27 protein-coding genes and 1 tRNA gene are annotated in these 20,562 nt (G+C 64.5%); 5 read left to right on the forward strand and 23 right to left on the reverse strand.

Annotated features, from left to right (window positions below):
• The first annotated feature begins 18 nt into the window (after positions 1-18).
• The gene (locus tag SynA15127_RS01865) at positions 19-774 is read left to right on the forward strand and encodes a DUF3598 family protein (protein ID WP_186484791.1); all 756 of its coding nucleotides are present in this window, start codon (positions 19-21) and stop codon (positions 772-774) included.
• A gap of 47 nt (positions 775-821) precedes the next feature.
• On the opposite strand, the gene SynA15127_RS01870 is transcribed toward SynA15127_RS01865, so the two are convergent.
• The 4 genes from SynA15127_RS01870 to SynA15127_RS01885 form a co-directional block, all read right to left on the reverse strand.
• Positions 822-1,937, reverse strand: a complete 1,116-nt coding sequence (locus tag SynA15127_RS01870) for a hypothetical protein (protein WP_186484792.1) — start codon at positions 1,935-1,937, stop codon at positions 822-824.
• Positions 1,938-1,940: 3 nt separating this feature from the next.
• Positions 1,941-5,084, reverse strand: a complete 3,144-nt coding sequence (locus SynA15127_RS01875) for an efflux RND transporter permease subunit (protein WP_186484793.1) — start codon at positions 5,082-5,084, stop codon at positions 1,941-1,943.
• 133 nt (positions 5,085-5,217) lie between these two features.
• Positions 5,218-5,709, reverse strand: coding sequence for a photosystem I reaction center protein subunit XI (locus tag SynA15127_RS01880; RefSeq protein ID WP_043694826.1), 492 nt, complete (start codon positions 5,707-5,709; stop codon positions 5,218-5,220).
• A 43-nt stretch (positions 5,710-5,752) separates the two neighbouring features.
• Complete coding sequence (locus SynA15127_RS01885; RefSeq protein WP_043694829.1) at positions 5,753-5,869, reverse strand: photosystem I reaction center subunit VIII; 117 nt, start codon at positions 5,867-5,869, stop codon at positions 5,753-5,755.
• A gap of 90 nt (positions 5,870-5,959) precedes the next feature.
• Here SynA15127_RS01885 and SynA15127_RS01890 point away from each other — a divergent pair, with 90 nt between their 5' ends.
• Positions 5,960-6,427: a HEAT repeat domain-containing protein gene (locus SynA15127_RS01890; RefSeq protein ID WP_186484794.1), complete on the forward strand. Its 468-nt coding sequence runs from the start codon at positions 5,960-5,962 to the stop codon at positions 6,425-6,427.
• Here the strand turns inward: SynA15127_RS01890 and SynA15127_RS01895 are convergent.
• Entirely contained in the window at positions 6,385-7,347 is a 963-nt protein-coding gene (locus tag SynA15127_RS01895; protein ID WP_043697295.1) for a glycosyltransferase family 2 protein, read from the reverse strand. The two genes, SynA15127_RS01890 and SynA15127_RS01895, sit on opposite strands and share 43 nt — an antisense overlap.
• A gap of 96 nt (positions 7,348-7,443) precedes the next feature.
• Here SynA15127_RS01895 and SynA15127_RS01900 point away from each other — a divergent pair, with 96 nt between their 5' ends.
• Positions 7,444-7,740 carry a hypothetical protein gene (locus tag SynA15127_RS01900; RefSeq protein ID WP_186484795.1) on the forward strand — a complete coding sequence of 99 codons (297 nt, stop codon included), beginning with the start codon at positions 7,444-7,446 and terminating at the stop codon, positions 7,738-7,740.
• Between the two features lie 9 nt (positions 7,741-7,749).
• On the opposite strand, the gene SynA15127_RS01905 is transcribed toward SynA15127_RS01900, so the two are convergent.
• Positions 7,750-8,478: a C40 family peptidase gene (locus SynA15127_RS01905; RefSeq protein ID WP_186484796.1), complete on the reverse strand. Its 729-nt coding sequence runs from the start codon at positions 8,476-8,478 to the stop codon at positions 7,750-7,752.
• 17 nt (positions 8,479-8,495) lie between these two features.
• Between SynA15127_RS01905 and SynA15127_RS01910 the strand changes: the two genes are divergently transcribed.
• Positions 8,496-9,401, forward strand: coding sequence for a serine hydrolase (locus tag SynA15127_RS01910; protein ID WP_186484797.1), 906 nt, complete (start codon positions 8,496-8,498; stop codon positions 9,399-9,401).
• Positions 9,402-9,423: 22 nt separating this feature from the next.
• Here the strand turns inward: SynA15127_RS01910 and SynA15127_RS01915 are convergent.
• Together SynA15127_RS01915 and alr are read right to left on the reverse strand one after the other, a co-directional pair.
• Positions 9,424-9,512, reverse strand: a tRNA-Ser gene (locus tag SynA15127_RS01915).
• A gap of 55 nt (positions 9,513-9,567) precedes the next feature.
• Complete coding sequence (gene alr, locus SynA15127_RS01920; protein ID WP_186484798.1) at positions 9,568-10,695, reverse strand: alanine racemase; 1,128 nt, start codon at positions 10,693-10,695, stop codon at positions 9,568-9,570.
• A gap of 72 nt (positions 10,696-10,767) precedes the next feature.
• Here alr and SynA15127_RS01925 point away from each other — a divergent pair, with 72 nt between their 5' ends.
• The gene (locus tag SynA15127_RS01925) at positions 10,768-11,268 is read left to right on the forward strand and encodes an HNH endonuclease (RefSeq protein ID WP_186484799.1); all 501 of its coding nucleotides are present in this window, start codon (positions 10,768-10,770) and stop codon (positions 11,266-11,268) included.
• 12 nt (positions 11,269-11,280) lie between these two features.
• Here SynA15127_RS01925 and prfA read toward each other — a convergent pair whose 3' ends face one another.
• The 15 genes from prfA to rplR all read right to left on the reverse strand — a co-directional run bounded on the left by prfA (position 11,281) and on the right by rplR (position 20,529).
• Positions 11,281-12,378: a peptide chain release factor 1 gene (gene prfA, locus SynA15127_RS01930; RefSeq protein WP_186484800.1), complete on the reverse strand. Its 1,098-nt coding sequence runs from the start codon at positions 12,376-12,378 to the stop codon at positions 11,281-11,283.
• A gap of 15 nt (positions 12,379-12,393) precedes the next feature.
• Positions 12,394-12,648 carry a 50S ribosomal protein L31 gene (gene rpmE, locus SynA15127_RS01935; protein ID WP_186484801.1) on the reverse strand — a complete coding sequence of 85 codons (255 nt, stop codon included), beginning with the start codon at positions 12,646-12,648 and terminating at the stop codon, positions 12,394-12,396.
• 29 nt (positions 12,649-12,677) lie between these two features.
• A complete protein-coding gene (gene rpsI, locus SynA15127_RS01940) occupies positions 12,678-13,079 on the reverse strand; it encodes a 30S ribosomal protein S9 (RefSeq protein WP_186484802.1) in 402 nt (133 codons plus the stop codon).
• Positions 13,076-13,528: a 50S ribosomal protein L13 gene (gene rplM, locus SynA15127_RS01945; RefSeq protein ID WP_043697302.1), complete on the reverse strand. Its 453-nt coding sequence runs from the start codon at positions 13,526-13,528 to the stop codon at positions 13,076-13,078. The genes rpsI and rplM overlap by 4 nt, the downstream gene beginning before the upstream one ends.
• A 121-nt stretch (positions 13,529-13,649) precedes the next feature.
• The gene (gene truA / locus SynA15127_RS01950) at positions 13,650-14,564 is read right to left on the reverse strand and encodes a tRNA pseudouridine(38-40) synthase TruA (protein WP_186485527.1); all 915 of its coding nucleotides are present in this window, start codon (positions 14,562-14,564) and stop codon (positions 13,650-13,652) included.
• The gene (gene rplQ / locus SynA15127_RS01955; RefSeq protein ID WP_186484803.1) at positions 14,561-14,911 is read right to left on the reverse strand and encodes a 50S ribosomal protein L17; all 351 of its coding nucleotides are present in this window, start codon (positions 14,909-14,911) and stop codon (positions 14,561-14,563) included. Before rplQ ends, truA begins: the two co-directional genes overlap by 4 nt.
• 51 nt (positions 14,912-14,962) lie before the next feature.
• Positions 14,963-15,901 (reverse strand): DNA-directed RNA polymerase subunit alpha, encoded by a 939-nt coding sequence (locus tag SynA15127_RS01960; protein ID WP_186485528.1) that lies wholly within the window; start codon positions 15,899-15,901, stop codon positions 14,963-14,965.
• A 44-nt stretch (positions 15,902-15,945) separates the two neighbouring features.
• Positions 15,946-16,338: a 30S ribosomal protein S11 gene (gene rpsK, locus SynA15127_RS01965; protein WP_043694866.1), complete on the reverse strand. Its 393-nt coding sequence runs from the start codon at positions 16,336-16,338 to the stop codon at positions 15,946-15,948.
• A 30-nt stretch (positions 16,339-16,368) separates the two neighbouring features.
• On the reverse strand, positions 16,369-16,734 hold the full coding sequence (rpsM, locus tag SynA15127_RS01970) for a 30S ribosomal protein S13 (protein WP_043694869.1): 366 nt from the start codon (positions 16,732-16,734) through the stop codon (positions 16,369-16,371).
• A 115-nt stretch (positions 16,735-16,849) separates the two neighbouring features.
• The gene (gene rpmJ / locus SynA15127_RS01975) at positions 16,850-16,966 is read right to left on the reverse strand and encodes a 50S ribosomal protein L36 (RefSeq protein ID WP_011295453.1); all 117 of its coding nucleotides are present in this window, start codon (positions 16,964-16,966) and stop codon (positions 16,850-16,852) included.
• Between the two features lie 46 nt (positions 16,967-17,012).
• Positions 17,013-17,564: an adenylate kinase gene (locus SynA15127_RS01980; RefSeq protein ID WP_186484804.1), complete on the reverse strand. Its 552-nt coding sequence runs from the start codon at positions 17,562-17,564 to the stop codon at positions 17,013-17,015.
• Positions 17,565-17,622: 58 nt separating this feature from the next.
• Positions 17,623-18,942 (reverse strand): preprotein translocase subunit SecY, encoded by a 1,320-nt coding sequence (secY, locus tag SynA15127_RS01985; RefSeq protein WP_186484805.1) that lies wholly within the window; start codon positions 18,940-18,942, stop codon positions 17,623-17,625.
• A gap of 100 nt (positions 18,943-19,042) precedes the next feature.
• Positions 19,043-19,498, reverse strand: a complete 456-nt coding sequence (gene rplO, locus SynA15127_RS01990; RefSeq protein ID WP_186484806.1) for a 50S ribosomal protein L15 — start codon at positions 19,496-19,498, stop codon at positions 19,043-19,045.
• A gap of 6 nt (positions 19,499-19,504) precedes the next feature.
• Positions 19,505-20,146, reverse strand: coding sequence for a 30S ribosomal protein S5 (rpsE, locus tag SynA15127_RS01995; protein ID WP_043694882.1), 642 nt, complete (start codon positions 20,144-20,146; stop codon positions 19,505-19,507).
• A gap of 14 nt (positions 20,147-20,160) precedes the next feature.
• Entirely contained in the window at positions 20,161-20,529 is a 369-nt protein-coding gene (gene rplR, locus SynA15127_RS02000) for a 50S ribosomal protein L18 (RefSeq protein ID WP_186484807.1), read from the reverse strand.
• Between the last annotated feature and the right edge of the window lie 33 nt (positions 20,530-20,562).

Genomic DNA, 20,562 nt, shown 5'->3' on the forward strand with positions numbered 1-20,562 from the left:
CAGTTCTCTGCGGTTTCCTTGACCAGTCAGTGGGATCAACTGCTGCTCAACTGCGGACGCTGGCGTGGCAGCTTCGACACACTTGCCGACGATCTGCAGCCGATCAAGCGGCAGCCGTCGCTGCTTTTGCTGGAACCCGCTCCGGCAGGTGTGCCTCTGGAGCTGACGCTTCTCTTCTGGCCCAATGATCCGGATCCGAACAGCGACCCCCATCAGGGTGAGCCAGTGCGGACGATCCGTCAGAGCTTTCATGGCCCTGACCGACAGCTGGTCTTTTTCCCCTCGGGAAGCTTCAGCCGCGGCTCATGGCAACTTGCTCCGATGGTCCGGGCCCATACCGAGTTCGGATTCCTGTTCCGCGACAGGCGGCACCGTCTGGTGCTGTTCTGGGATGGAACCGGCCGCTTCGAGCATCCGGTGCTCATCCGCGAGTATCGAGATGGAAGCCCTGCTGATGAGCGGCCATTGCTGACCGCGGAGTCACTGCTCGGTTCCTGGCAGGGGCAGCAGTCGGAACTGTTGAGCACAGCTGGGTTGTCGGAGCCTGAGATCAGCCCATGCCGACTTCATCTGACGGAGAGGGAGCTGGAGGGTCTGCGCTGGCTGCCGGATGGTGGAGCGATCCGCGTGCCGGATCCGCTCCACCACCGGGAGAAGTTCGCGATCGAGGCCTGGTGGCTTGCGGCACCGGATCGTCTGGAACGGATGGAGCGGGTCTACGACGCGAATGGTGCCTGGCAGTGCAGCCGCTGCCTGACCCTCAGACGCCCCTGAGGCACGATATATTCAAGATATATGCACGGTATAGTGTAGTTATCGTGCTAGATCAAGACAGAGCTGAGTCGTTCCAGGGGTTCCCTTAGCAGGTGCAAAGGACGGGGTTCCAGTCGTCGGGCCACCCTCAGCAGCAGGTGGTCAGCGATGTGATTCATGCGAACCGCCTCTGAAGGAGAGGTGGGGCTGAAGGTGCTCTGGGGCCGTTTGCGCAGCTTGTCATCGTGCACGAACACCTGCTTCCAGGGCTTCCCCCAGGCCGCTTCCGCGAACTGATTGTTGTTGCTTTTGAAATGGCGGGTCACACGACGGCTGTGATCGCTGTCGTAGCCCCAGAAGGAGGGATCCTTCCAGCCGCGGAACCGCTCTTCGCTCGGAATGATCGCGGAGGAATTTCTGATCACCCGATGGGAGATGCCGTGTTCGGCCAGGCGCAGTCCGAGAGCCCGGGCCAGCCAGGTGCCGCGGGTCCCCGGGCTGCGGTTGCGGGAATCGTCCGAGCTCATCGCCCAGGGCAGGCCTGGATCCAGCTGCAGGGCCTGAAGCAGTTGCACGAACGGATCACGATCCGTCTGCCGGAAGGGAATGAACGTCACCTCGAGGCCGTCTCGGCGTGCCTCCAGAAGAGCGGAGAAATAGTTCCAGAAATCGAACACGTCCTGGCGTTTTGCCCGCGGTCCGCTGAAGGTGCCGCAGGAGGGCAGGCGTCCCTCCAGCACTTCCGTGAGGTAGGTCTCGAAGGTCTGGGTGTGATAAAAGCGCTTGAGGGAGTAGGCGTAGCGCGAGTTGATGTAGTCGAGCTGCGAGCGGATGAAGATGACGATGTTCAGCACGTAGCCGTGTTTGCTCGCCACCTGACGCAGCCGGGCAATCACCTTCGGGTCGCACAGTCGCGGCGAGAACTGTTCGGCACTTATCAGCACATCGTCAGATGAGTGGCTGCAGCTGCTCAGGTAAGCGTCCCAGAGCGACCAGGCGCCGTCGCTGATCGCCTTGGTCAGCGATTTGAACGTCGTGCTCTCGGAGCTGGGAAAGCGGTAGGTGATCCCCTGAGACAGCAGCCGATCACGGTTGAGATCAAGGCGAGCCTGGATGTATGTCGATGCGGTCTTGTGGGTACCGGCGTGAATGATCAGCCGGCGGGGCCGTGATGGATCGGTCATGGGCTATGCCTCCGGCAGCGGCGATGCTACGGATCCTCCTTGGCCGTTCCATCGCTTCAGGATCAGGTAGACCGCCGGCACCACGAACAGAGAGAGGGCGGAGGACACCAGCAGACCGCTGAACACCACGGTGCCGATGCTGATGCGGCTGGCTGATCCCGAGCCCTGAGCCAGCAGCAGAGGCAGAAAACCAGCCAGTGAGGTGACCGCCGTGAGCAGAATCGGCCGCATCCGATTCACGGCCGCCCCCAGGATCGCTTCCCGCAGCTCCATGCCCGAGGCCAGTCGCTGGTTGGCGAACTCCACGATCAGGATGCCGTTCTTGGCGGCAAGGCTCACCAACACCAGCAGACCCATCTGGCCGTAGACGTCCAGAGGCAGACCCCGCAGTTTCAGACCGATCAAGGCTCCCATCAGGGCGATTGGCACCGTGAGAAGGATGATCAGCGGATCGAGAAAGCTCTCGTAGAGCGCCGCCAGTAGCAGATACACCACCGCCACCCCCAGGCTGAACAGCACCCAGGTCGAGCGGGCTGCCTTCTGCTCCTCCTGGGCCAGGCCAGTGAAGGCCATTCCGATGTTGTTGCCCCCCACCGCCTCGCCGGCGGCCTGGAGTTGCCGGATCGCCTGACCGCTGCTCACCCCAGGCGCCGGCACGGCCGTGACCGTGATGGCTCGGTTCAGGCCGTAGTGGCGGATGCCATTGGCTCCTTCCGCCCGGCTGAGGGTGGCCACGTTGTCCAGAGAGACCAGTTCCCCTCGGCGGTTGCGCACCATCAAGCCGCTGAGATCCTCAGGGCCTGTTCGGTTCTCTCCGTCCAGTTGCACATAGATGCTGCGGATGCGGCCCCCGTCGTAGGTGTCGTCGATGTAGCGGCCCCCGATGGCCGTGCCGATGTCGCGCAGTGTGGTGCTCAGATCAAGGTCGAGCCCTGCCAGAAGATCGCGATCGAGGCTGAGGCGCCAACGGGGGGAGCTGGCGTCAAAGCGGGTGCTCACCCGTTCAAAGCGGTTGCTGGCTTCGGCGGTGTTGATGAAGCGCTGAGCGACGGCTTCGAAATCCTGCAGGCTGAGCTGTCCACCGCTGCGGTCCAGCAGTTCCAGTTTCAGGCCGGATTCGCTGCTGAAGCCCCGCACGGTTGGTGGGGTTGTGACCACCACACGGGCGTCGCCGACCTGGCTGCGGATGGCACGGGTCAGCCGTCGTTTCACAGCCTCACTGCTCTGATCGCGACCGGAGCGCTCCTCCAGCGGCTGAAGCCGCAAATAGAACGAGCCCCGGTCCTCGCCGCTCTGGCCGAAGGATCGGCCGGCGTAGAAGTTGCCCGTGCGCACCAGAGGCTCTTCCGCCACCACGGCGCGGATCCGATCCATCACCGCCACCGTGCGCTCCAGGCTGGCCCCCTCCGGCAGGCTGAAGTACCCACGGATCTGGCTCTGGTCCTCGTCGGGAATGAAGGCGGTGGGCATCGCCGCCAGCCCGCCGCCGGTGAACAGCAGTCCCGCTAGCAGCAGTCCCAGCACCAGCGGGGCACGCCGCAGCCAGCGCTCCAGTGTGTTGGAGTAGCGCCCTTGCAGATCACGCATGCCCTGACGCAGCCGTCTGCTCAGCTGACGCATCGGACCCGGCAGCCGCCCCTCACCTGAGTCCAGCACCCGGGCGCAGGCCATCGGTGTGAACGAGAGGGCGTTGAGGGTGGAGAACAGAATCGCGCTGCTGATCGCCAGGGCAATCGGTTGATACAGCCGCCCCACGGAGCCGGGGATCAGCAGCACCGGCACGAACACGGCGGCCAGCACCAGGGAGGTGGCAACAACCGCTCCGGCCAGTTCGGCCATGGCATCTTCTGCGGCGGCCCGGGGCTCATCCCCCCGTTCGATCCGACCGGCGATGTCCTCGCTCACCACGATCGCGTCATCGACGACGATGCCGGTGGCCATCACCATCCCGAACAGGATCAGGCTGTTGAGATTGGACCCGCTCAGCTTCACCAGCAGCAGGCTGCCCACCAGGGCCACCGGGACGGCGAGACCAGGGATCAGGGCCAGGCGCCAGCGTCCCAGAAACAGCACCAGCACCACCAGCACCAGCACGACGGCATCACGCAGGGTGGCGATGGTGCGGTCGAGATTGGCCTGGACGTTGTCGGCCACATCCACGATCATCGACAGTTCGATTCCCGGAGGGAAGCTGGGTTCCAGCCGCTTCAGTTCGGCCTTGACGGCCCGGCTCACGTCAAGGGCGTTGGCGCCATCCCGCTGGTAGAGGCCCACTGCCACGGAGCGTTCCCCGTCGAGATTCATCGCCTGGTTGCCGTAGCTGCGTTGTCCCAGCTCGACGCGACCCACATCCTTGAGCCGCAGCAAGCCGCCGTTGTCGAGGCGGCGCAGGATCAGGTTCTCGAAATCCTCCTGACTGAGCAGCCGTCCCTCCGCATCCACCGGCAGGCTGATCAGCTGACCATCCGGAGCCGGTGAGGCGCCGAGGCTGCCGATGGCTGCCAGCACGTTCTGGTCGGCCAGGGCGCGGCTGACGTCGGTGATGGTGAGGTTGGCCTGTTCCAGTCGATCCGGATCGAGCCAGAGGCGGAAGGAAAGCTCACTGCTGCCGAACACCAGCACATCACCGACCCCAGGTGTGGTCAGCAGCGACTCGCGCAGGGATTGATCCAGCCAGCCCGCCAGAAAGGTGGGAACGTATTGCTCGGGTGGATGGCTGAAGCCGAGGATCATCAGCAGGTCATCCGAGGAACGGCGCACCCTCAGGCCCTGACGGCTCACCGCCTGAGGCAGGCGGCGGGTGGCGAGGTTCACCTCGTTCTGCACCTTGATGGCATTCAGCTCGGGAGCGCCTTCGCTGAAGCGCAGGCTGATGCTGGCGCCTCCCTGGCGGCTGTTGGAGCTGATGCTCTCCAGCCCCTCCAACCCTTTGAGCTGTTGTTCCAGCACGGCGGTGACGCTTTGCTCCACCACCTCCGGCGAGGCGGCCGGAAAGGTGGCTCCAACGCTGACCCGGGTCGGTGCCAACTGCGGCAGATCCTCGAGTCCGAGTCCGGTGAGGGCTACCAGGCCCGCCAGCAGGATCAGCAGGCTGCAGACAATCGTGAAGACCGGTCGGCGCAGAAACGGCTGGGAGAGCGACCGCACCGGGACGACTCGGACTGGCCTGAATCCTGACAGTCAAAAACCCCTGGCTGTTCCGGGAAGGGACAGCCGGGGGTCAGCGTTTCGATTGGTCAGGAGCGGTCCTGGAGACCGTGCTCAGACGAGCTTGGGCTGATCAGCCCACACTCCAGACGCCGGCAGCGATCTTGAACAGATCCTGCACGTGGACGGTGCTGCAGAGATACCAGGCGAACACGGCGCCGCCACAGCCGCCCAGCCAGAAGCCGCTGGTGAAATCAGCCCAACCGGTGCGGGTGAACAGATCGGAAGGTGGATTTTCGACGGTGGCGTCTGCAGGGGGGATGTTCGGCTGTTTGCCGGGCTGGTTGTAGAGCAGGAACAGCAGGGTGAGGATGTGCACCGCACCGATCGTCGCCAGCAGGCCTGCGGTCTGCTGATACTCGGTGTTGCGCAGCGGGCCGAGGATGGTGAAGGGGCCGTACAGCAGGTAGCCGAAGGCGGCTCCGGTTTCCAGTCCGCGGAAGTTGGGCGAGATGCCGGAGCGGTAGAAGGGCAGGTTGCTGATCAGGCCCTTGATGAAATAGCCGCTGTTCACCGGCGTGGCCAGGTTGCCGACGCAGGGATCAGAGACGGGGGTGACGGTCATGGGGTTGGTGCGCTGATGGTGGGTGGAGATCCGCAGCCTGCGGTCATTCGGCAGCGGTGATGACGCGACCGACGAGGACAATGAACACGGCGGGGAAAACGATTCCCGTGATCGGCACAAAAATCGCAGGCAGCCAGGCGGCAGCGAACTCTCCAGTCATGTCAGGCCCAAAAGCTTCGCCGCTACTGTAGGGATCACCGATCTGGCGGCCTCTTCAGGCCCTCGACGGCGACATAAAAGTTCAATCCAGATGCAGACCTTCCTCGCGAGCGTGTCGGCTGTCGTTCTTGTCGGAGCCCTGTGGCTGCTGCGCCGGCCGGTCAAACCGATGCTGAGCAGCACTGACGCTGGAGAGGTGGCTCGTCTCAACAGAGCCCAGCTGTCTCTGGTGCTCGAGCCGGAGGCCGATGCCTCCGAGGCTCCGGATCAGGATGTGTCGCTCTGGCAGCCGCCGACGGATGCCCGTGAGAGCCGGCTCCTGCTGATCTGTCTGCGCGCGGCCATGACGGAAGGCCCTGAACAGCGCCTCGAGGCGGTCACCATCGCCGGGCTGTGGGGTCATCGCAGTGTGCTGCCGCTGCTTCGCCGGGCCTTGCACGACAGCGATTCGCGGGTGGTGACAGCGGCGGCCGCCGCCATTGCCCCGCTTCGGGGGGCATCGCAACCGGGCCCGGTTCAGGCTTCGCGACCGCCCCGCAACGTCGCTCGGATGCGGTAGATCGGCCGCCCCTGGCTTTCGTGATAAGTGCGGATCAGCAGCTCCCCCAGCAGCCCGAAGCAGAACAGCTGGATCCCCGCCAGGCCGAGCACCACTGCCAGGGTCAGCAGCGGTCTGTTGGCGATGTCCTGCCCCATCAGCTTCACGACGAGCAGATAAGTGCTGGCGATCAGGCTGCCGACGATCGCCATCAGCCCCCCGAAGCCGAACACATACATCGGTCGGGTGAGGAACCGCTTCATGAACCACACCGTGAGCAGATCCATCAGCACGCGGAAGGTTCGATCGATCCCGTATTTGCTGGCACCGAACTGCCGGGACCGGTGGTTCACCTTCACCTCCGTGATGCGAGCGCCTTCGATGAAGGCCAGGGCGGGGAGAAACCGATGCAGTTCGCCGTAGAGGCGCATGTCGGCGAGCACCTCCCTGCGGTAGGCCTTGAGGGAGCAGCCGTAGTCGTGCAAACGAACTCCGGTGACCCGGCCGATCAATCGGTTGGCGATCCTGGAGGGGAGTTTCCGCTGGATGGCGGCGTCCTGGCGCTGATGACGCCAGCCGCTCACCAGGTCGTAGCCCTCCCTGAGCGTTGCCAGCAGCATCGGGATGTCGGCGGGATCGTTCTGGAGGTCTCCATCCAGGCTCACGATCACCTCGCCGACAGCGGCATCGAAGCCGGCGGCCATGGCAGCAGTCTGGCCGTAGTTCTTGCGCAGCAGCACCGCCACCAGTTCCGGCACCTCAGCGCTGAGGCGTTGCAGCACGGTGGCTGTGCCGTCACTGGAGCCATCGTTCACCAGCACCAGCTCGAAGCGTTCACCGCTCGGCCGCAGGGCGTCCAGCAACTGCTGCACCAGATGCGGAAGGCTTTCCTCCTCGTTGTACAGAGGCACCACCACCGAAAGATCCATGGAGGTGGCCATCGATGCCGCGGTGTTCATGGCGGGAAACTTAATCGGGCCTGATCAGAAGGCTGTCCCGTGCTTGGTTATGGAGGCATCACCTCCTCTGATCCGACCATGGCCCTGCTCTGGGAGAACCTCGTTTGCCAGCTGGATTCCGTCCGCGCTTCCGGGCAGACCCCGGCTGCGGTGGGCGCTGTCAGCTCAGACAGCCGTGAACAGCGTCTGCAGCAGGCCCTGGAGGCGATCAAGGATTCCGGCAACGCCATGATGATCGAGTCGCTGAAGGCTGCCCTGGAGGGGCGACCGGCGAATCTCGAGTTGCCGGAGCTGCCCATTCCCGGGCAGAACGGCATGAGCGGCCCGGAGGTGTACCTGTCTCAGATCTCCGATCGGTTCAAGCCGGACCGCTGAGGTCGCGCTTCAGGCCAGATGATGGCCGTCGTGGCAGCGCACGACCCGCCCGGCCCCGCGAAGTTGCGCGCGGTAGTGGCAGGCCACCGGGTGCCGGTCGGCGCTGAACAGGCTGTCCACGCCGATGCCGTTGCGGCCATGGTCCTGTCCCGAGCTGTGGCGGTAGCGGCCACCGCCGAGGTGCAGGCCGACATGGGTGCAGCGCCGCGAGGATCCGAAGAAGATCAGATCTCCCGGTCTCAGCAGGCCCACCGCATCCGGCGCCACCGCCACCGGCTGGCAGTGCCGTTCCTGTTGGTAGGCGTCCCTCGGAATCCAGATGCCCTGGCTGGCAAAGGCCATCTGCATCAGCCCGGAGCAGTCCATGTCCGGCTCCGTTGTGCCGCCCCAGAGATACCTGTTGGCCTGCAGTTCAGCCCGTTCCGTCCAGGCCAGCACCGCTGGTAGTCGAGAGGCGATCTGAACCTCCGGCAGCAGGGCCGGCCGCCAGGTGCTCCGCTGTTCGGCCCGGCCGAGCACGGCTTCCAGTTCAAACCAGCAGCGGTAGCCGTCCTCAAGCAACTGAATCCACAGACGCGATCCACGCCTTTCCAGGATCCGGAAGCTGCGCCCGTTCGAGGCCTGGGTCACGAGGGCCTTGCCCACGGCCCGTTTGTAGCCGTTCGCGTTGGTCCGCAGCCTCCAGCAGCTTCCTGTGAGCGCGAGCTCCGGTGCCAGCAGGGTGCTTAGGGTCGCCATGGCCCGATGCCGTTGCCATGGCGTTCTACCGTCCCGACACCGCGATGACCTCCAGGCTGGAGAGCGTGTTGGACGACCTGGCGGCGGATGGCCGGCCGGGGCTGCGGAACAGTCTGGCCATCACCTGGATCCGGTACGACGACGACTCACCGCAGGCCGGTGCCGGAGTCGGTGCTGGCTGGAGCGAGGAGCGGCCTATATATCCGGCCAGCGTGGTGAAACTGTTCTATGCGGTCGCCGCCGAGCGCTGGCTGCAGCGGGATCTGATCCCCGAAGCCGAGGAGCTGCGACGGGCCCTCCGCGACATGATCGCCGACTCCAGCAACGACGCCACCGGTCTTGTGCTGGACCTTCTCACGGGCACGACCAGCGGTCCTGAACTTCAAGGGGATCGCTGGCAGCAGTGGCAGCGTCAGCGCAGGCTAGTGAATGACTGGCTCGCCGAACTCGCGTGGCCCGAACTCGAGCAGGTGAACTGCTGCCAGAAGACCTGGGGAGATGGCCCCTACGGCCGTGAGAAGCAGTTTTACGGTGCTGACAACAGCAATCGCAATGCGCTGACAACCGCTGCCACGGCCCGCATGCTGGAGGCGGTCATGACCGGTGGAGTGGTCTCCCCGCCGGCCTGCCGACGGTTGCGAGACCTGCTCGATCGTTCTCTGGACCGGGACCTGCGCCGCGCGGATCCGGAGAACCAGGTGGACGGTTTCCTGGGCGAGGGTCTGCCGTTGGGCACGCGGCTGTGGAGCAAGGCCGGCTGGATGAGCCAGGCCCGCCATGACGCAGCCTGGTGGCAGCTTCCGGATCAGCCCCCGACGCTGCTGGTGGTGTTCAGCACCGGCCCCGATCGCGCCAGGGATGAGCGCTTGCTTCCTGAGCTGGCGAAGGCTCTGAACGGATTCAGCTCTCCAGAGGAGAACTGAATCGTCGGCGCAGGGCCGGAAACGGAGAGGGAGGGATTCGAACCCTCGACAGGAGTTGCCTCCTGTAACTCCTTAGCAGGGAGCCGCTTTCAACCACTCAGCCACCTCTCCAGTGGCAACAACAGACTACCAACAGGCTGCCCAAAGCCAACCGACTGCTTCGGTTTCACACCTCCAGACGCGGCAGCCGCTGCTTAAAGCCGCAGAGGATCTCCCAGGGAATCGAGTCGCAGCGTTCACTCCAGTGGCGCGGACTGATCTCGGCATGTCCGTCGCAACCGAGCAGGGTGACGATGCAACCGCGTTCCAGATCCGGAACCGATGTGGCATCCAGCATCAGCTGGTCCATCGTGATCGCCCCCACCTGCGGCAGCACTCGGCCGCGGTGCAGGGCGTGGATCCTGCCGCTCAGGGATCGCACCACGCCGTCGGCGTAGCCGATGCTCACCACCGCCAGACGGCAGGGGCGATCGCTCACGAACCGTTGCCCGTAGCTGACACCCACGCCGGCAGGAACCTGGCGGATCAGCGTGACGCGGGCCCGCACGCTGAGGGCGGGCTGCAGGGGCAGCAGGTGATCGAGATGCTCGGCGGGCGCATGGCCGTAGAGGGCGAGACCCACCCGCACAAGGTCATGGTGCAGGGTCGGATCCCGCATGGTGCCGGCGGAATTGGCCAGGTGGCGGCAGAGGAAACGGCCGTGATCCGGCAGCTGATCGAGAACGTCCTGAAAGCGGCTCTGCTGCAGGGAGGTGACGGTCTCGTCGCGCTCATCAGCGCAGGCCAGGTGGCTGTAGAGGCCGCAGAGCTCCAGTTCAGGCAGGCTCTGGATGGCATCGGCGATGGCGGGGCCCTCCCTCCAGTCGCAGCCGAGACGGGTCATACCCGTGTCCAGTTTCAGCTGCACCTGGAAGCGGCGGCCGCTGCCGTCAGCCAAGGCTGCACAGAGACGCGCCTCCTGCAGGCTGCTCAGTGTCGGCATCAGTTGCCAGTGCAGGCAGCAGCGCAGATCTTCCGCCTCGATGAGATTGCCCAGCAGCAGCACCGGGGCATCGATGCCCGCCCGTCGCAGGGTGATCCCCTCCTCCAGGGTGGCGACGCCGAGGCTCGTCGCTCCGCCGCGCAGGGCAGCCCGCGCCACGGTTTCGGCCCCGTGACCGTACCCGTCCGCTTTCACCACCGCCATCAGCGAGGCCCCGCCGGTCAGATGAGCGAGCAAGGCCTTCGCATTGGCCTCGATGGCGGAGGGTGACACCTCCACCCAGGCGCGCTGTCGGGGGCTCGGCTCCGGCATGGTTTGCGTGCTCAGGGTTACCGAAGGGGCCTTGGTGGGATCGTTAGCATGGCGATTAATCTGGGAGCTGGCATGGGCCAGGTTCTCGTTCTGAACGCGTCCTACGAGCCGCTGAACATCACAACCTGGCGTCGGGCCATGGTGATGATGCTCAAAGGCAAGGCCGAGAGCCTCGAGCAGGACGTCACCCGCCAGATCCGTCAGGGCACCCATCTGCCCACCGTGATCCGACTCCGTCAGTACGTGCGAGTGCCGTTTCGGCAATTGCCCCTAACACGTCGGAACGTGTTTCACCGTGATGGTCACGCCTGTCAGTACTGCGGAGCCCGCGGTGAACAGCTGTCGATCGACCATGTTGTGCCCCGCAGCCGTGGTGGCGGGGATACCTGGGAGAACGTCACCACGGCATGTCTCAGCTGCAATGTCCGCAAGGGAAACCGCACGCCGAAGGAAGCTGACATGCCTCTGTCGCGGGTCCCGCGTCGGCCGCTCAGCAGCCTCAGCTTCGAAGCCAGCCGGCAGATCCACTCCGGACATCACAGTGAATGGGCCAAGTACGTGATCGGCGCTTGAGCGTCCTGGCACTCAGGTGTCGTCCTGATCGCTGAGCGCTTCGAGCTTCTGACGCTGCTCCTCGGCGATGCAGGCCCCGATCAGATCCTCCAGCTGTCCTTCGAGCACCGGCTCGAGGGAGAAATTACGGCCCAGACGGTGATCGGTGGTGCGGTTGTCCTTGTAGTTGTACGTGCGGATCTTCTCGCTTCGATCGCCGCTGCCCACCTGGGCCCGTCGGTCGCTGCTCTCCTTCGCGGCCGCTGCCTCCAGTTCCCGTTCGAGCAATTTGGCGCGCAGGATGTCAAGAGCGCGTTCGCGGTTCTGCAGCTGGGAGCGTTCCTGGGTGCAGAAGACCCGAATGCCCGAGGGCTTGTGCAGAAGGTCCACAGCGGTCTCCACCTTGTTCACGTTCTGTCCGCCAGCACCACCGGATCGGGCGGTGCTGATCTCCAGATCCTTCGGGTCGAGCTGCACTTCGACGGCATCTGCCTCCGGCATCACCGCCACCGTGGCGGTGGAGGTGTGCACACGGCCCTGGGATTCGGTGGCGGGCACCCGCTGCACCCGATGAACGCCGGCTTCAAATTTCAGCTGGCTGTAAACGCTGTCCCCCTTCACCGAGAGGATCAGTTCCCGGAAGCCTCCAAGATCGGCTTCTGTTGAACTCACCGCCTGCACGGCCCAGCCGAGCTTCTGGCCGTAGCGCTCATACATCCGGGCCAGATCCCCGGCCCAGAGACAGGCTTCATCGCCACCGGCTCCGGCGCGGATCTCCAGCATCACGCTGCGCTCATCCCGAGGATCCCGAGGTAACAGGGCCAGTGTCAGGCGCTCGAGCAGGGTTACGCGATGCTCGGCCAGGGCGTCGAGCTCCTCCTGAGCCAGGGACTCCATGGCCGCATCCCCACGGCTCTCCCTGAGCAGCTGACGGGCATCGTCCTGCTCTTTCTCCAGCTGCTTCAAAGCCTCGAAATCGAGCACGAGTGGCTCGAGCCGGGACCGCTCCCGCGCGATCGTCTCGAGCCGCTTCGGATCAGCAGCGACATCCGGGTCGGCCAGCTGGCGCTCGAGGCTCTGAAAGCTGGCCGTGGCTGTTTCCAGCCTGGTGATCAGGGTCGAGGCGTCCATGCCCCGCGCTCAGCCTCAGGAGCTGGCTTCCGCCTGGGCCGCCTTGTCGTCCCCAGCCTTCTTGCTGCCCATGCCGTACTTGCGCATGAAACGGTCCACCCGGCCTTCGGTGTCGAGAATCTTCTGGGTTCCGGTGAAGAAGGGGTGATTGCCGCTCCACACATCAACGTGGATCTCCGGCTGGGTGGAGCCGGTGGTCATCACCACCTCTCCGTTGCAGATCACCTTGGCATCGGGATACCAGGTGGGATGAATGTCGGGCTTGGGCATGGGTCGGGAGCTGGCAGGAGCTGGAATGATCAGCGTTTGGAGAACTGGGGTGCCTTACGGGCTTTCTTCAGACCGTACTTGCGGCGTTCCTTGGCGCGCGGGTCGCGGCTCAGGTGACCCTCGGTCTTCAGCGGCTTGCGGTTGTCGGCCGAGAGTTCGCAAAGGGCACGGGCGGCCCCCTGCTTGATGGCACCGGCCTGGCCGGTGAGACCACCGCCGCGGACGTTCACCAGAACGTCGTACTCGCTGCTCAGCCCCAGTGTTTCAAGAGGGGCCTTCACCGCGGAGATGTAGGCGGGGTTGTAGTTCAGGTAATTGTCACCAGGACGGCCGTTGATGGTGATCGTGCCGTTGCCGGGGACCAGGCGCACCCGCGCGACGGAAGTTTTGCGGCGGCCTGTGCCCCAGTAGACGACGGTGTTGCTGCTCATTTGGCGGAAGCGGAGGGGTTGAGCTGGAGGGGCTGGGGCTGCTGGGCGGCGTGCGGGTGGTCACTGCCTTTGTAGACCTTCAGCTTGCGGAACATCTGCCGACCGAGAGCATTGTGAGGAAGCATTCCTTTGATGGCCTTCTCGACGATGCGCTCAGGGATGCGTTCCTGCAGGGCCTGGAAGGTTTCCACCTTCATGCCGCCCGGACGTCCCGAGTGGCGGCGGTACAGCTTCTGCTGCGGCTTCCGGCCGCTCACCTGAATTTTCTCGGCGTTCACAACGATCACGAAATCACCGGTGTCCAGGTGAGGCGTGAAGCTGGGATTGTTCTTGCCGCGGAGCACGGCGGCCACCTCTGTGGCGAGGCGACCGAGGGTCTGATTCTCAGCGTCCACCACGTACCACTGGCGGTCGATCGAATCAATCGGGGGAAGGGAGGTCTTGTTCATCACGCCGGCATGCCGGTTCGGAGGTTCTCCGCTGCTGGAACGGAGCTGGACAGCAGAGTCGGCCCGGAATCGGGCGCGACAAAAGCTCAAACAGTGAGCTTACGCTCCGACGGAGCCCCAATCATGACGATGGGGTGGTCAGAGATTCTGGAGCGCTGTTCTTCGGCGGGGGAAGAGGATCCGGAGGGGGATCACAGTCCGCCAGAAAAAACCACGGTTGCGAATCATACCAACCAGCCCTGCTGAAGATCTCGTCCTGATAGCCGGCCCGCAGCAGGCAGAGCCCCTGACCCGGTGCCGCTTCCTTCACGTCGCTGCGGCGGCGTTCACGCCAGCGACGCTCGAAATGCTCGAGGCTCAGCCGGTGTTCTCCCACGGCCACCAGCTGTGCCATCAGGAGCCGCACCATGCCGTAGAGGAACCCACTGGCCTGGATCTCCACCCTGAGCATGTCCCCCTGACGTTCCACCAGAACGTCCTGCACCGTTGTGATGGCGTCGGCACGACGGCTGCCTGCTTTCATGAAGGCACCGAAGTCATGCCGCCCGAGCATGCCTTCGAGGGCTGTCCGCATGCTGATCTCATCCAGGCGGAGCTGATAGCGGTGCCAGCTCCAGGCGCTGAGAAAGAGATTGGGGCGACGGCCGTTGTGAATCGTGTACCGGTAGCGCCGGTAGATGGCGTCATAGCAGGCGTGCCAGTCGGCAGGACGCTCCACCGACTCCCGCACCCGGATGCTGGGTGGCAGCCGTCCGTTGAGCGCAGGAGCCCATTTGTGTGCCGGAATGGGTCCGATGCAGTCGAAATGAACCACCTGGCCGGCGGCGTGCACTCCGGCATCGGTGCGGCCCGCAGCGAAGCAGTGAATGGGCCGGTGTGGATCGAGCTGCTCGATCGCGTTCTCCAGAACGGCCTGGACGCTGACGCCATTCCGTTGCCGCTGCCAGCCGCAGAATTCCGATCCGTCGTACTGCAGGCTGAGAGCGATCCGGTGGGGGATCGGCTGATCCGTTACTGCTGACGAGGATTCAGTCAGACCAGCTCGATGATGGCCATCTCGGCGTTGTCGCCGCGGCGGCGCACGGTGCGGGTGATGCGGGTGTAACCGCCGCGACGGTCGCTGTAGCGATCGGGTGCCTTATCAAACAGCGCATGCACGAGCTGCTTGTCGTAGATGAAGCCGAGGGCCCTCCGGCGGGAGGCAAGGCTGCCGTCCTTGGCAAGGGTGATCATGCGCTCCGCCTCATCGCGGAGCGCTTTGGCACGAGCCTTGGTGGTGGTGACCCGACCTTCTCGGATGAGCTGGGTGGTCAGGGCCCTCAGCATCGCCTTGCGTTGGTCAGCAGGGCGGCCCAGCTGGGGAACTCGGCATTGGTGACGCATGGTTCTGGGGGAGGCGTGGTCAGGTCGTGGGAACGATCAGGCCGGACAGCTTCAGGCTGTCGTGCGGCTCTGGGGGATGGAAATGCCGATGCGCTCAAGCGCTTCGATCACCTCATCGGCGGACTTGGAACCGAAGTTCTTGATCTCCAGCAGATCCTCGTAGCTGAAGCCCATCAGGTCGGAGACGGAATTGACCTGGGCCCGCTTGAGGCAGTTGTAGGCCCGGACGGAGAGGTTCAGCTCTTCGAGAGGAATCTGGGCTTCTGCGGAGGGCTCCGGTTCGACACCGGGTTCCTCCACCAGAGTCACCGTGGCCAGGGGCTGGAACAGCTCGATCAGCTGGTTGGCTGACTGAGCCAGAGCGTCGTCGGGAGTGATGGATCCATCGGTGACGATAGAGATCTTGAGACGCTCGCGGGCGGAACCGCCTTCGGCTACTGCTGTCTCATCAATGCTGAAGTTCACCCGGATCACCGGCATGAACACGGCATCGATCTGGAGCAGATCAATGGCGCTGGTGTCCTCGTTGTGGCGGTCGACGGGGCGGTAGCCGACGCCTCGCTCCACATGCACCTCCAGCTCCAGGCTGTGGCCAGCGGCAACCGTCGCGATCGGACGGTTGACATCCACCACCTGAACCTGGGAGGAGAACTGCAGATCGCCTGCTTTCACATCGGCGGGGCCCGCGATCACAAGACGGCCGATCTCCAGCTCACCCGATCGGTTGTTGATCGACAGCTGCTTGCAGTTCAACAGGATGTCGAGCACGTCCTCGCGAACGCCCGGAACGGTGGCGTACTCGTGATTGACGCCTGCGATGCGGATGGCGGTGACCGCACTGCCTTCCAGGCCTCCCATCAGCACCCGGCGCAGGGCGTTGCCAAGAGTGGTGGCCTGGCCGCGCTCGAGGGGGCCGATGAGAAACACGCCGGTCTGGGCGCGGTCCTCATCAACCTGATGCTCGATGCGATCGATCTGGTACTGCAGCACGGTCTGTGGCGGGGTAGGGAACGGGAACCTGAAACGAAGCCGGTTCAGACGCGGCGGCGCTTGGGCCGGCGGCAACCGTTGTGGGGCAGAGGGGTGACATCCCGGATCAACGTGATCTCGAGTCCGGCGACCTGAAGGGCCCGGATCGCGGTTTCACGGCCGGATCCTGGGCCGCGCACCAGAACTTCGATCTGGCGCATTCCCTGTTCGAGGGCCCGACGGGCTGCAGCCTCGGCAGCGGTCTGGGCAGCGAAGGGTGTGCCTTTGCGGGCACCTTTGAAACCGCTCGCCCCGGCCGATGACCACGAGATGACCTCGCCGGCGGTGTCGGTGATCGAGACGATCGTGTTGTTGAAGGTGCTCTGGATGTGGGCAACGCCGTTGGGGACGTTGCGCTTGGCCTTCTTGGGACCGGATTTCTTGGCGGGTTTGGCCATGGGCCGATAACGATGTGGGAGGGAGGTGGATTACTTCTTCTTGCCGGCCACGGTCTTGCGGGCGCCCCGGCGGGTCCGCGCATTGGTGCGGGTGCGCTGGCCGCGCACAGGCAGACTCATGCGGTGGCGACGGCCGCGGACGCAGCCGATGTCCTGAAGGCGCTTTAGGGCCATGCCTTCCTGGCGGCGCAGATCGCCTTCGATCGTGTAGGCCTCGGTGGCCCCCCTGAGTTTCTGCACATCACCATCCTCGAGATCCTTGACCCGGATGTCCGGATTGACTCCGGATTTGCTGAGGATGGTCCGTGCCCGGGTGGGCCCGATTCCATAGATGTAGGTGAGGGCGACTTCGATCCGCTTGTCGCGGGGAATGTCAACGCCGGCGATCCGTGCCACGAAGTTTCAATCGAGGGGGGGGAGGGACAAAAGCCTCCGTCGATCCGGAGGCTGTGGAGACTTGCGCTGCTGGCCTCCTGGCCTAGCAGCGCTTGCTGCGAACGGAGCTGGAGGGTCAGCCCTGGCGCTGTTTGTTACGGGGGCGCTTCTTGTTGATCACGTAGATGCGACCCCGGCGCCGGACGATCTGATCGTCAGGGCTAATTTTTTTAACTGAGGAACGCACCTTCATGAGGCGTGGCTCTCCAAATTTCCAAACGGCAACCCTATCACGCGGGTCAACTCAGACTCTTGACGATCCGATCTGAGATCTCTTCGACACTTCCCTGCGCCGGCACCTGGATCAGCAGACCCTTGTCGCGGTAAAAACTGATCAAGGGAGCGGTCTTCTCGCGGTAGACCTCCAGCCGGTTGCGGATCACCGCCTCATTGTCGTCGGCCCGGCCTCGGGTCAGCAGACGCTCGATCAGAACGGCGTCGTCAAGCTCGAGCAGCACGACGGCCTCGATCGGTTGCTGCAGATCAAGGAGCAGCGGTTCCAGCGCTTCGGCCTGAGGGACGGTGCGGGGGAAGCCGTCCAGCAGCCAGCCGCCGCCGCCGAGCGCTTTCATCTGACTTTCCACGATCGCCAGGACAAGCTCATCACTCACCAGCTCGCCTCTGTTCATGACGGCTTCGGCCTCCTTGCCGAGCTCGGTTCCGGCTGCCACCTCTCCGCGCAGCAGGTCGCCAGTGGAGAGGTGCTTCATGGCGTGGGATTCGCACAGTCGGCCGGCCTGGGTGCCCTTGCCGGCGCCGGGGGGACCGAGAAAGAGGAGGCGGGTTTTCATCGTGGATCGTGGTGTGGACGTTGGTGTTTGGCGGGAATGATCGGTGGTGCGCCAGGCATCACTGGCGCACCAGACCCTCGTAGCGCTGGGAGATCACATAGGTCTGCACCTGCTTGGCCGTGTCGATCGCCACGCCCACGAGGATCAGCAGTGAGGTGGCACCCAGGCCCTGGAAGGTCTGCACGTTGGTGGCGCGTTCCACGGCTGCGGGAATGATCGCGACGGCACCGAGGAACAGACCGCCCAGCAGAGTGAGCCGGTTCTGAACACCGGAAAGATAGGTGGCGGTGGCACTGCCGGGACGCACCCCTGGAATGGCGACACCACCTTTTTTGAGATTCGAGGCGATGTCGGTCGGATTCACGGTCAGTGAGGCATAGAAGTAGGAGAAACCCAGGATCAACGCAAAGAAGGCCAGGGCGTACGGCCACGGGTTGGATGCGCCTGGGTTCAGAGCGCTGGCGGCTCGGATCAGCCACTCGTTGCTGGTGAGGTTGGCGACCGTGACGGGCAGGAAGATCAGCGCCGAAGCGAAAATGATCGGCATCACGCCGCCGGCATTGAGCTTCAGGGGCAGATAACTCTGTCGGGTGGGCAGAACTCCGGCCCCACCCACCTGACGCTTGGCGCTGACGATCGGGATCCGCCGGGCTCCTTCCTGAACGAAGATGATTCCCACGATCGTGGCCAGAAAAACGAGCACGAGCACGATGATGCCGAGCACATCGCCGCGGTCACCGGTCTGGGCTTTCTCGATCGTGGACCCCAGAGCCGTGGGCAGGGTGGACACGATGTTGAGGAAGATGACCAGTGAGGCTCCCTGACCGATGCCGCGCTCGGTGATCACTTCGCTCAGCCACATCACCACCATGGAGCCGGTGACAAGGCACAGGGCTGTCTGAACGACGAAGACGACCTCGCTCAGTCCCTCCAGGGCGTACTGCCGAAGGATCATGGCGAACACCACGCTTTGAATCAGGCCCCAGCCGAGAGCGACGTAGCGGGTGATCTGGGCGATCTTGCGTCGTCCTGCCTCGCCTTCGTTCTTCTGGAGGTCTTCCAGCTGCGGCAAGGCTGCCGTCAGCAGCTGCAGGATGATCGAGGCGTTGATGAACGGCAGGATGCCGAGGGCGAACACGCCAAGGGTTGAGATGCCCCCGCCCGTGAAGATGTCCAGGAAGCCGATCAGCTGGCCGCCCTGGTCGATGAAACTGCGGAAGGCGTCCCTGTCGATGCCCGGAATCGGGATGTAGATCCCAAGCCTGACGAGCAGCAGCAGTCCGAGGGTGGTGAGCACCCGGTTGCGCAGCCCCGGGTTGGTGACCAACTGGCTGATCACTTCGGCGGCGTTGGGGTTGCGTCCCCGACTGACGAGCATGTCCGGAAAAGGTGTGTTGGGCTGAAGCAGCGAAGCCGTCCGCGGATCAGGATCCGTCGGACGGCTCAGACCCTAGGGCTGAAGGGGGGGAACCCCCAGATCAAGCCAGGGTTTCGCAGGTGCCGCCGGCGGCTTCGATCTTGGTGCGGGCGGAGGCCGTGAAGGCAGCGGCTTGCACGTTCAGCTTTTTGGCCTTGAGATCACCGTTGCCCAGCAGCTTCAGGGGATGCTTGGGGCTGGTGACGATCCCGTCCTTGACGAGTGAGTCAAGGTTGACGGTGCTGCCGTCCTTGAGGTCGTTGAGGGCCGACACATTCAGCACGGTGAAATGCTTCGGATTCACCAGCGGGAAGTGCTTGAGCTTCGGGACGCGGCGGTAGAGAGGCATCTGACCACCCTCGAAACCAGGGCGGGTGGGACGGCCGGAACGGGATTTCTGGCCACGCATGCCGAAACCGCAGCTGGCGCCCTGACCAGCGGCGATGCCGCGACCCTTGCGCAGTTTGCGGCGTCGGGCGCCTTTGTTGGCTTTGAGGGAGTCGAGTCGGAGAGTCATCGCGAATCAGGAGTAGATCTGCTCGAGGGAGATTCCCCGTTCCTTGGCCGTCTCCTTGTGGGTGCGGAGAAGCGACAGGGCCACCATGGCAGCCCGGGCGTTGTTGAGGGGGGTCTTGCTGCCCAGGCGCTTGGCCAGGACATTCTTGATGCCGGCAAGTTCCAGCACCGTGCGGATCGAACCGCCTGCGATCACACCGGTACCTGGGGCAGCGGGGCGGATCAGCACACTGGCGGCGCCGTCGCGACCGTTGGACAGGGTCGGGATCGAACTGTGACGGGTGAGGGGCACCTTCACGAGATGCTTCTTGCCATCGGCGACACCCTTGCGGACGGCGCCGATCACATCACCGGCCTTGCCGACGCCGACGCCGACCTGGCCTTTCTCGTTGCCGACGACGACGATGGCCCGGAAGCTCATCTTCTTGCCGCCTTTCACGGTCTTGGAGACACGGCGGATCTGCACCACGCGCTCCTGCCATTCGGAGTCGCGCTCCTGATTGCGACGATCACCGCGACGACCGCGGCGTTCGCCACGCTCACCGCGGCCACCACGGCGCTGTTCCTGCTGCTGGCCTTCAGCCGCTGCAGGAACATCAGCTGCGCCGGGAACGGCGTTTGGATTGGATTGGGGGGAGGAATCGGTCATGGGTAGAGCAGGAATCAGAACTGAAGGCCCGCTTCCCGGGCGGCGTCGGCAAGGGCCTTGATCCGGCCGTGGTACAGGTTGCCGCCACGGTCGAAGACCACCTGCTGGATGCCCTTCGCGATGGCTCGTTTGGCCACGAGCTCGCCGACGGCGACAGAGGCGTCACAGCTGCCGCCACTGGCCTTGAGGCCGGCACGCAGCTCCTTGTCAACGGTGGACGCGGAGCAGAGGGTGCTCTGCGCTTCGTCGTTGATGACCTGGGCGTAGATGTGATTGTTGGAGCGGAACACGGCCAGCCGAGGGCGATTGGCCGTGCCACTGAGATGACGACGCAGACGCCTGTGGCGTTTCTGGGTCTGCTGTTTGCGGGAGGTGGTGGACATGGGGAAGGAAGGGGAGGAACGTCAGGACAAGGC

The organism is Synechococcus sp. A15-127, assembly GCF_014280215.1.
Taxonomy (GTDB): Bacteria; Cyanobacteriota; Cyanobacteriia; order PCC-6307; family Cyanobiaceae; genus Parasynechococcus.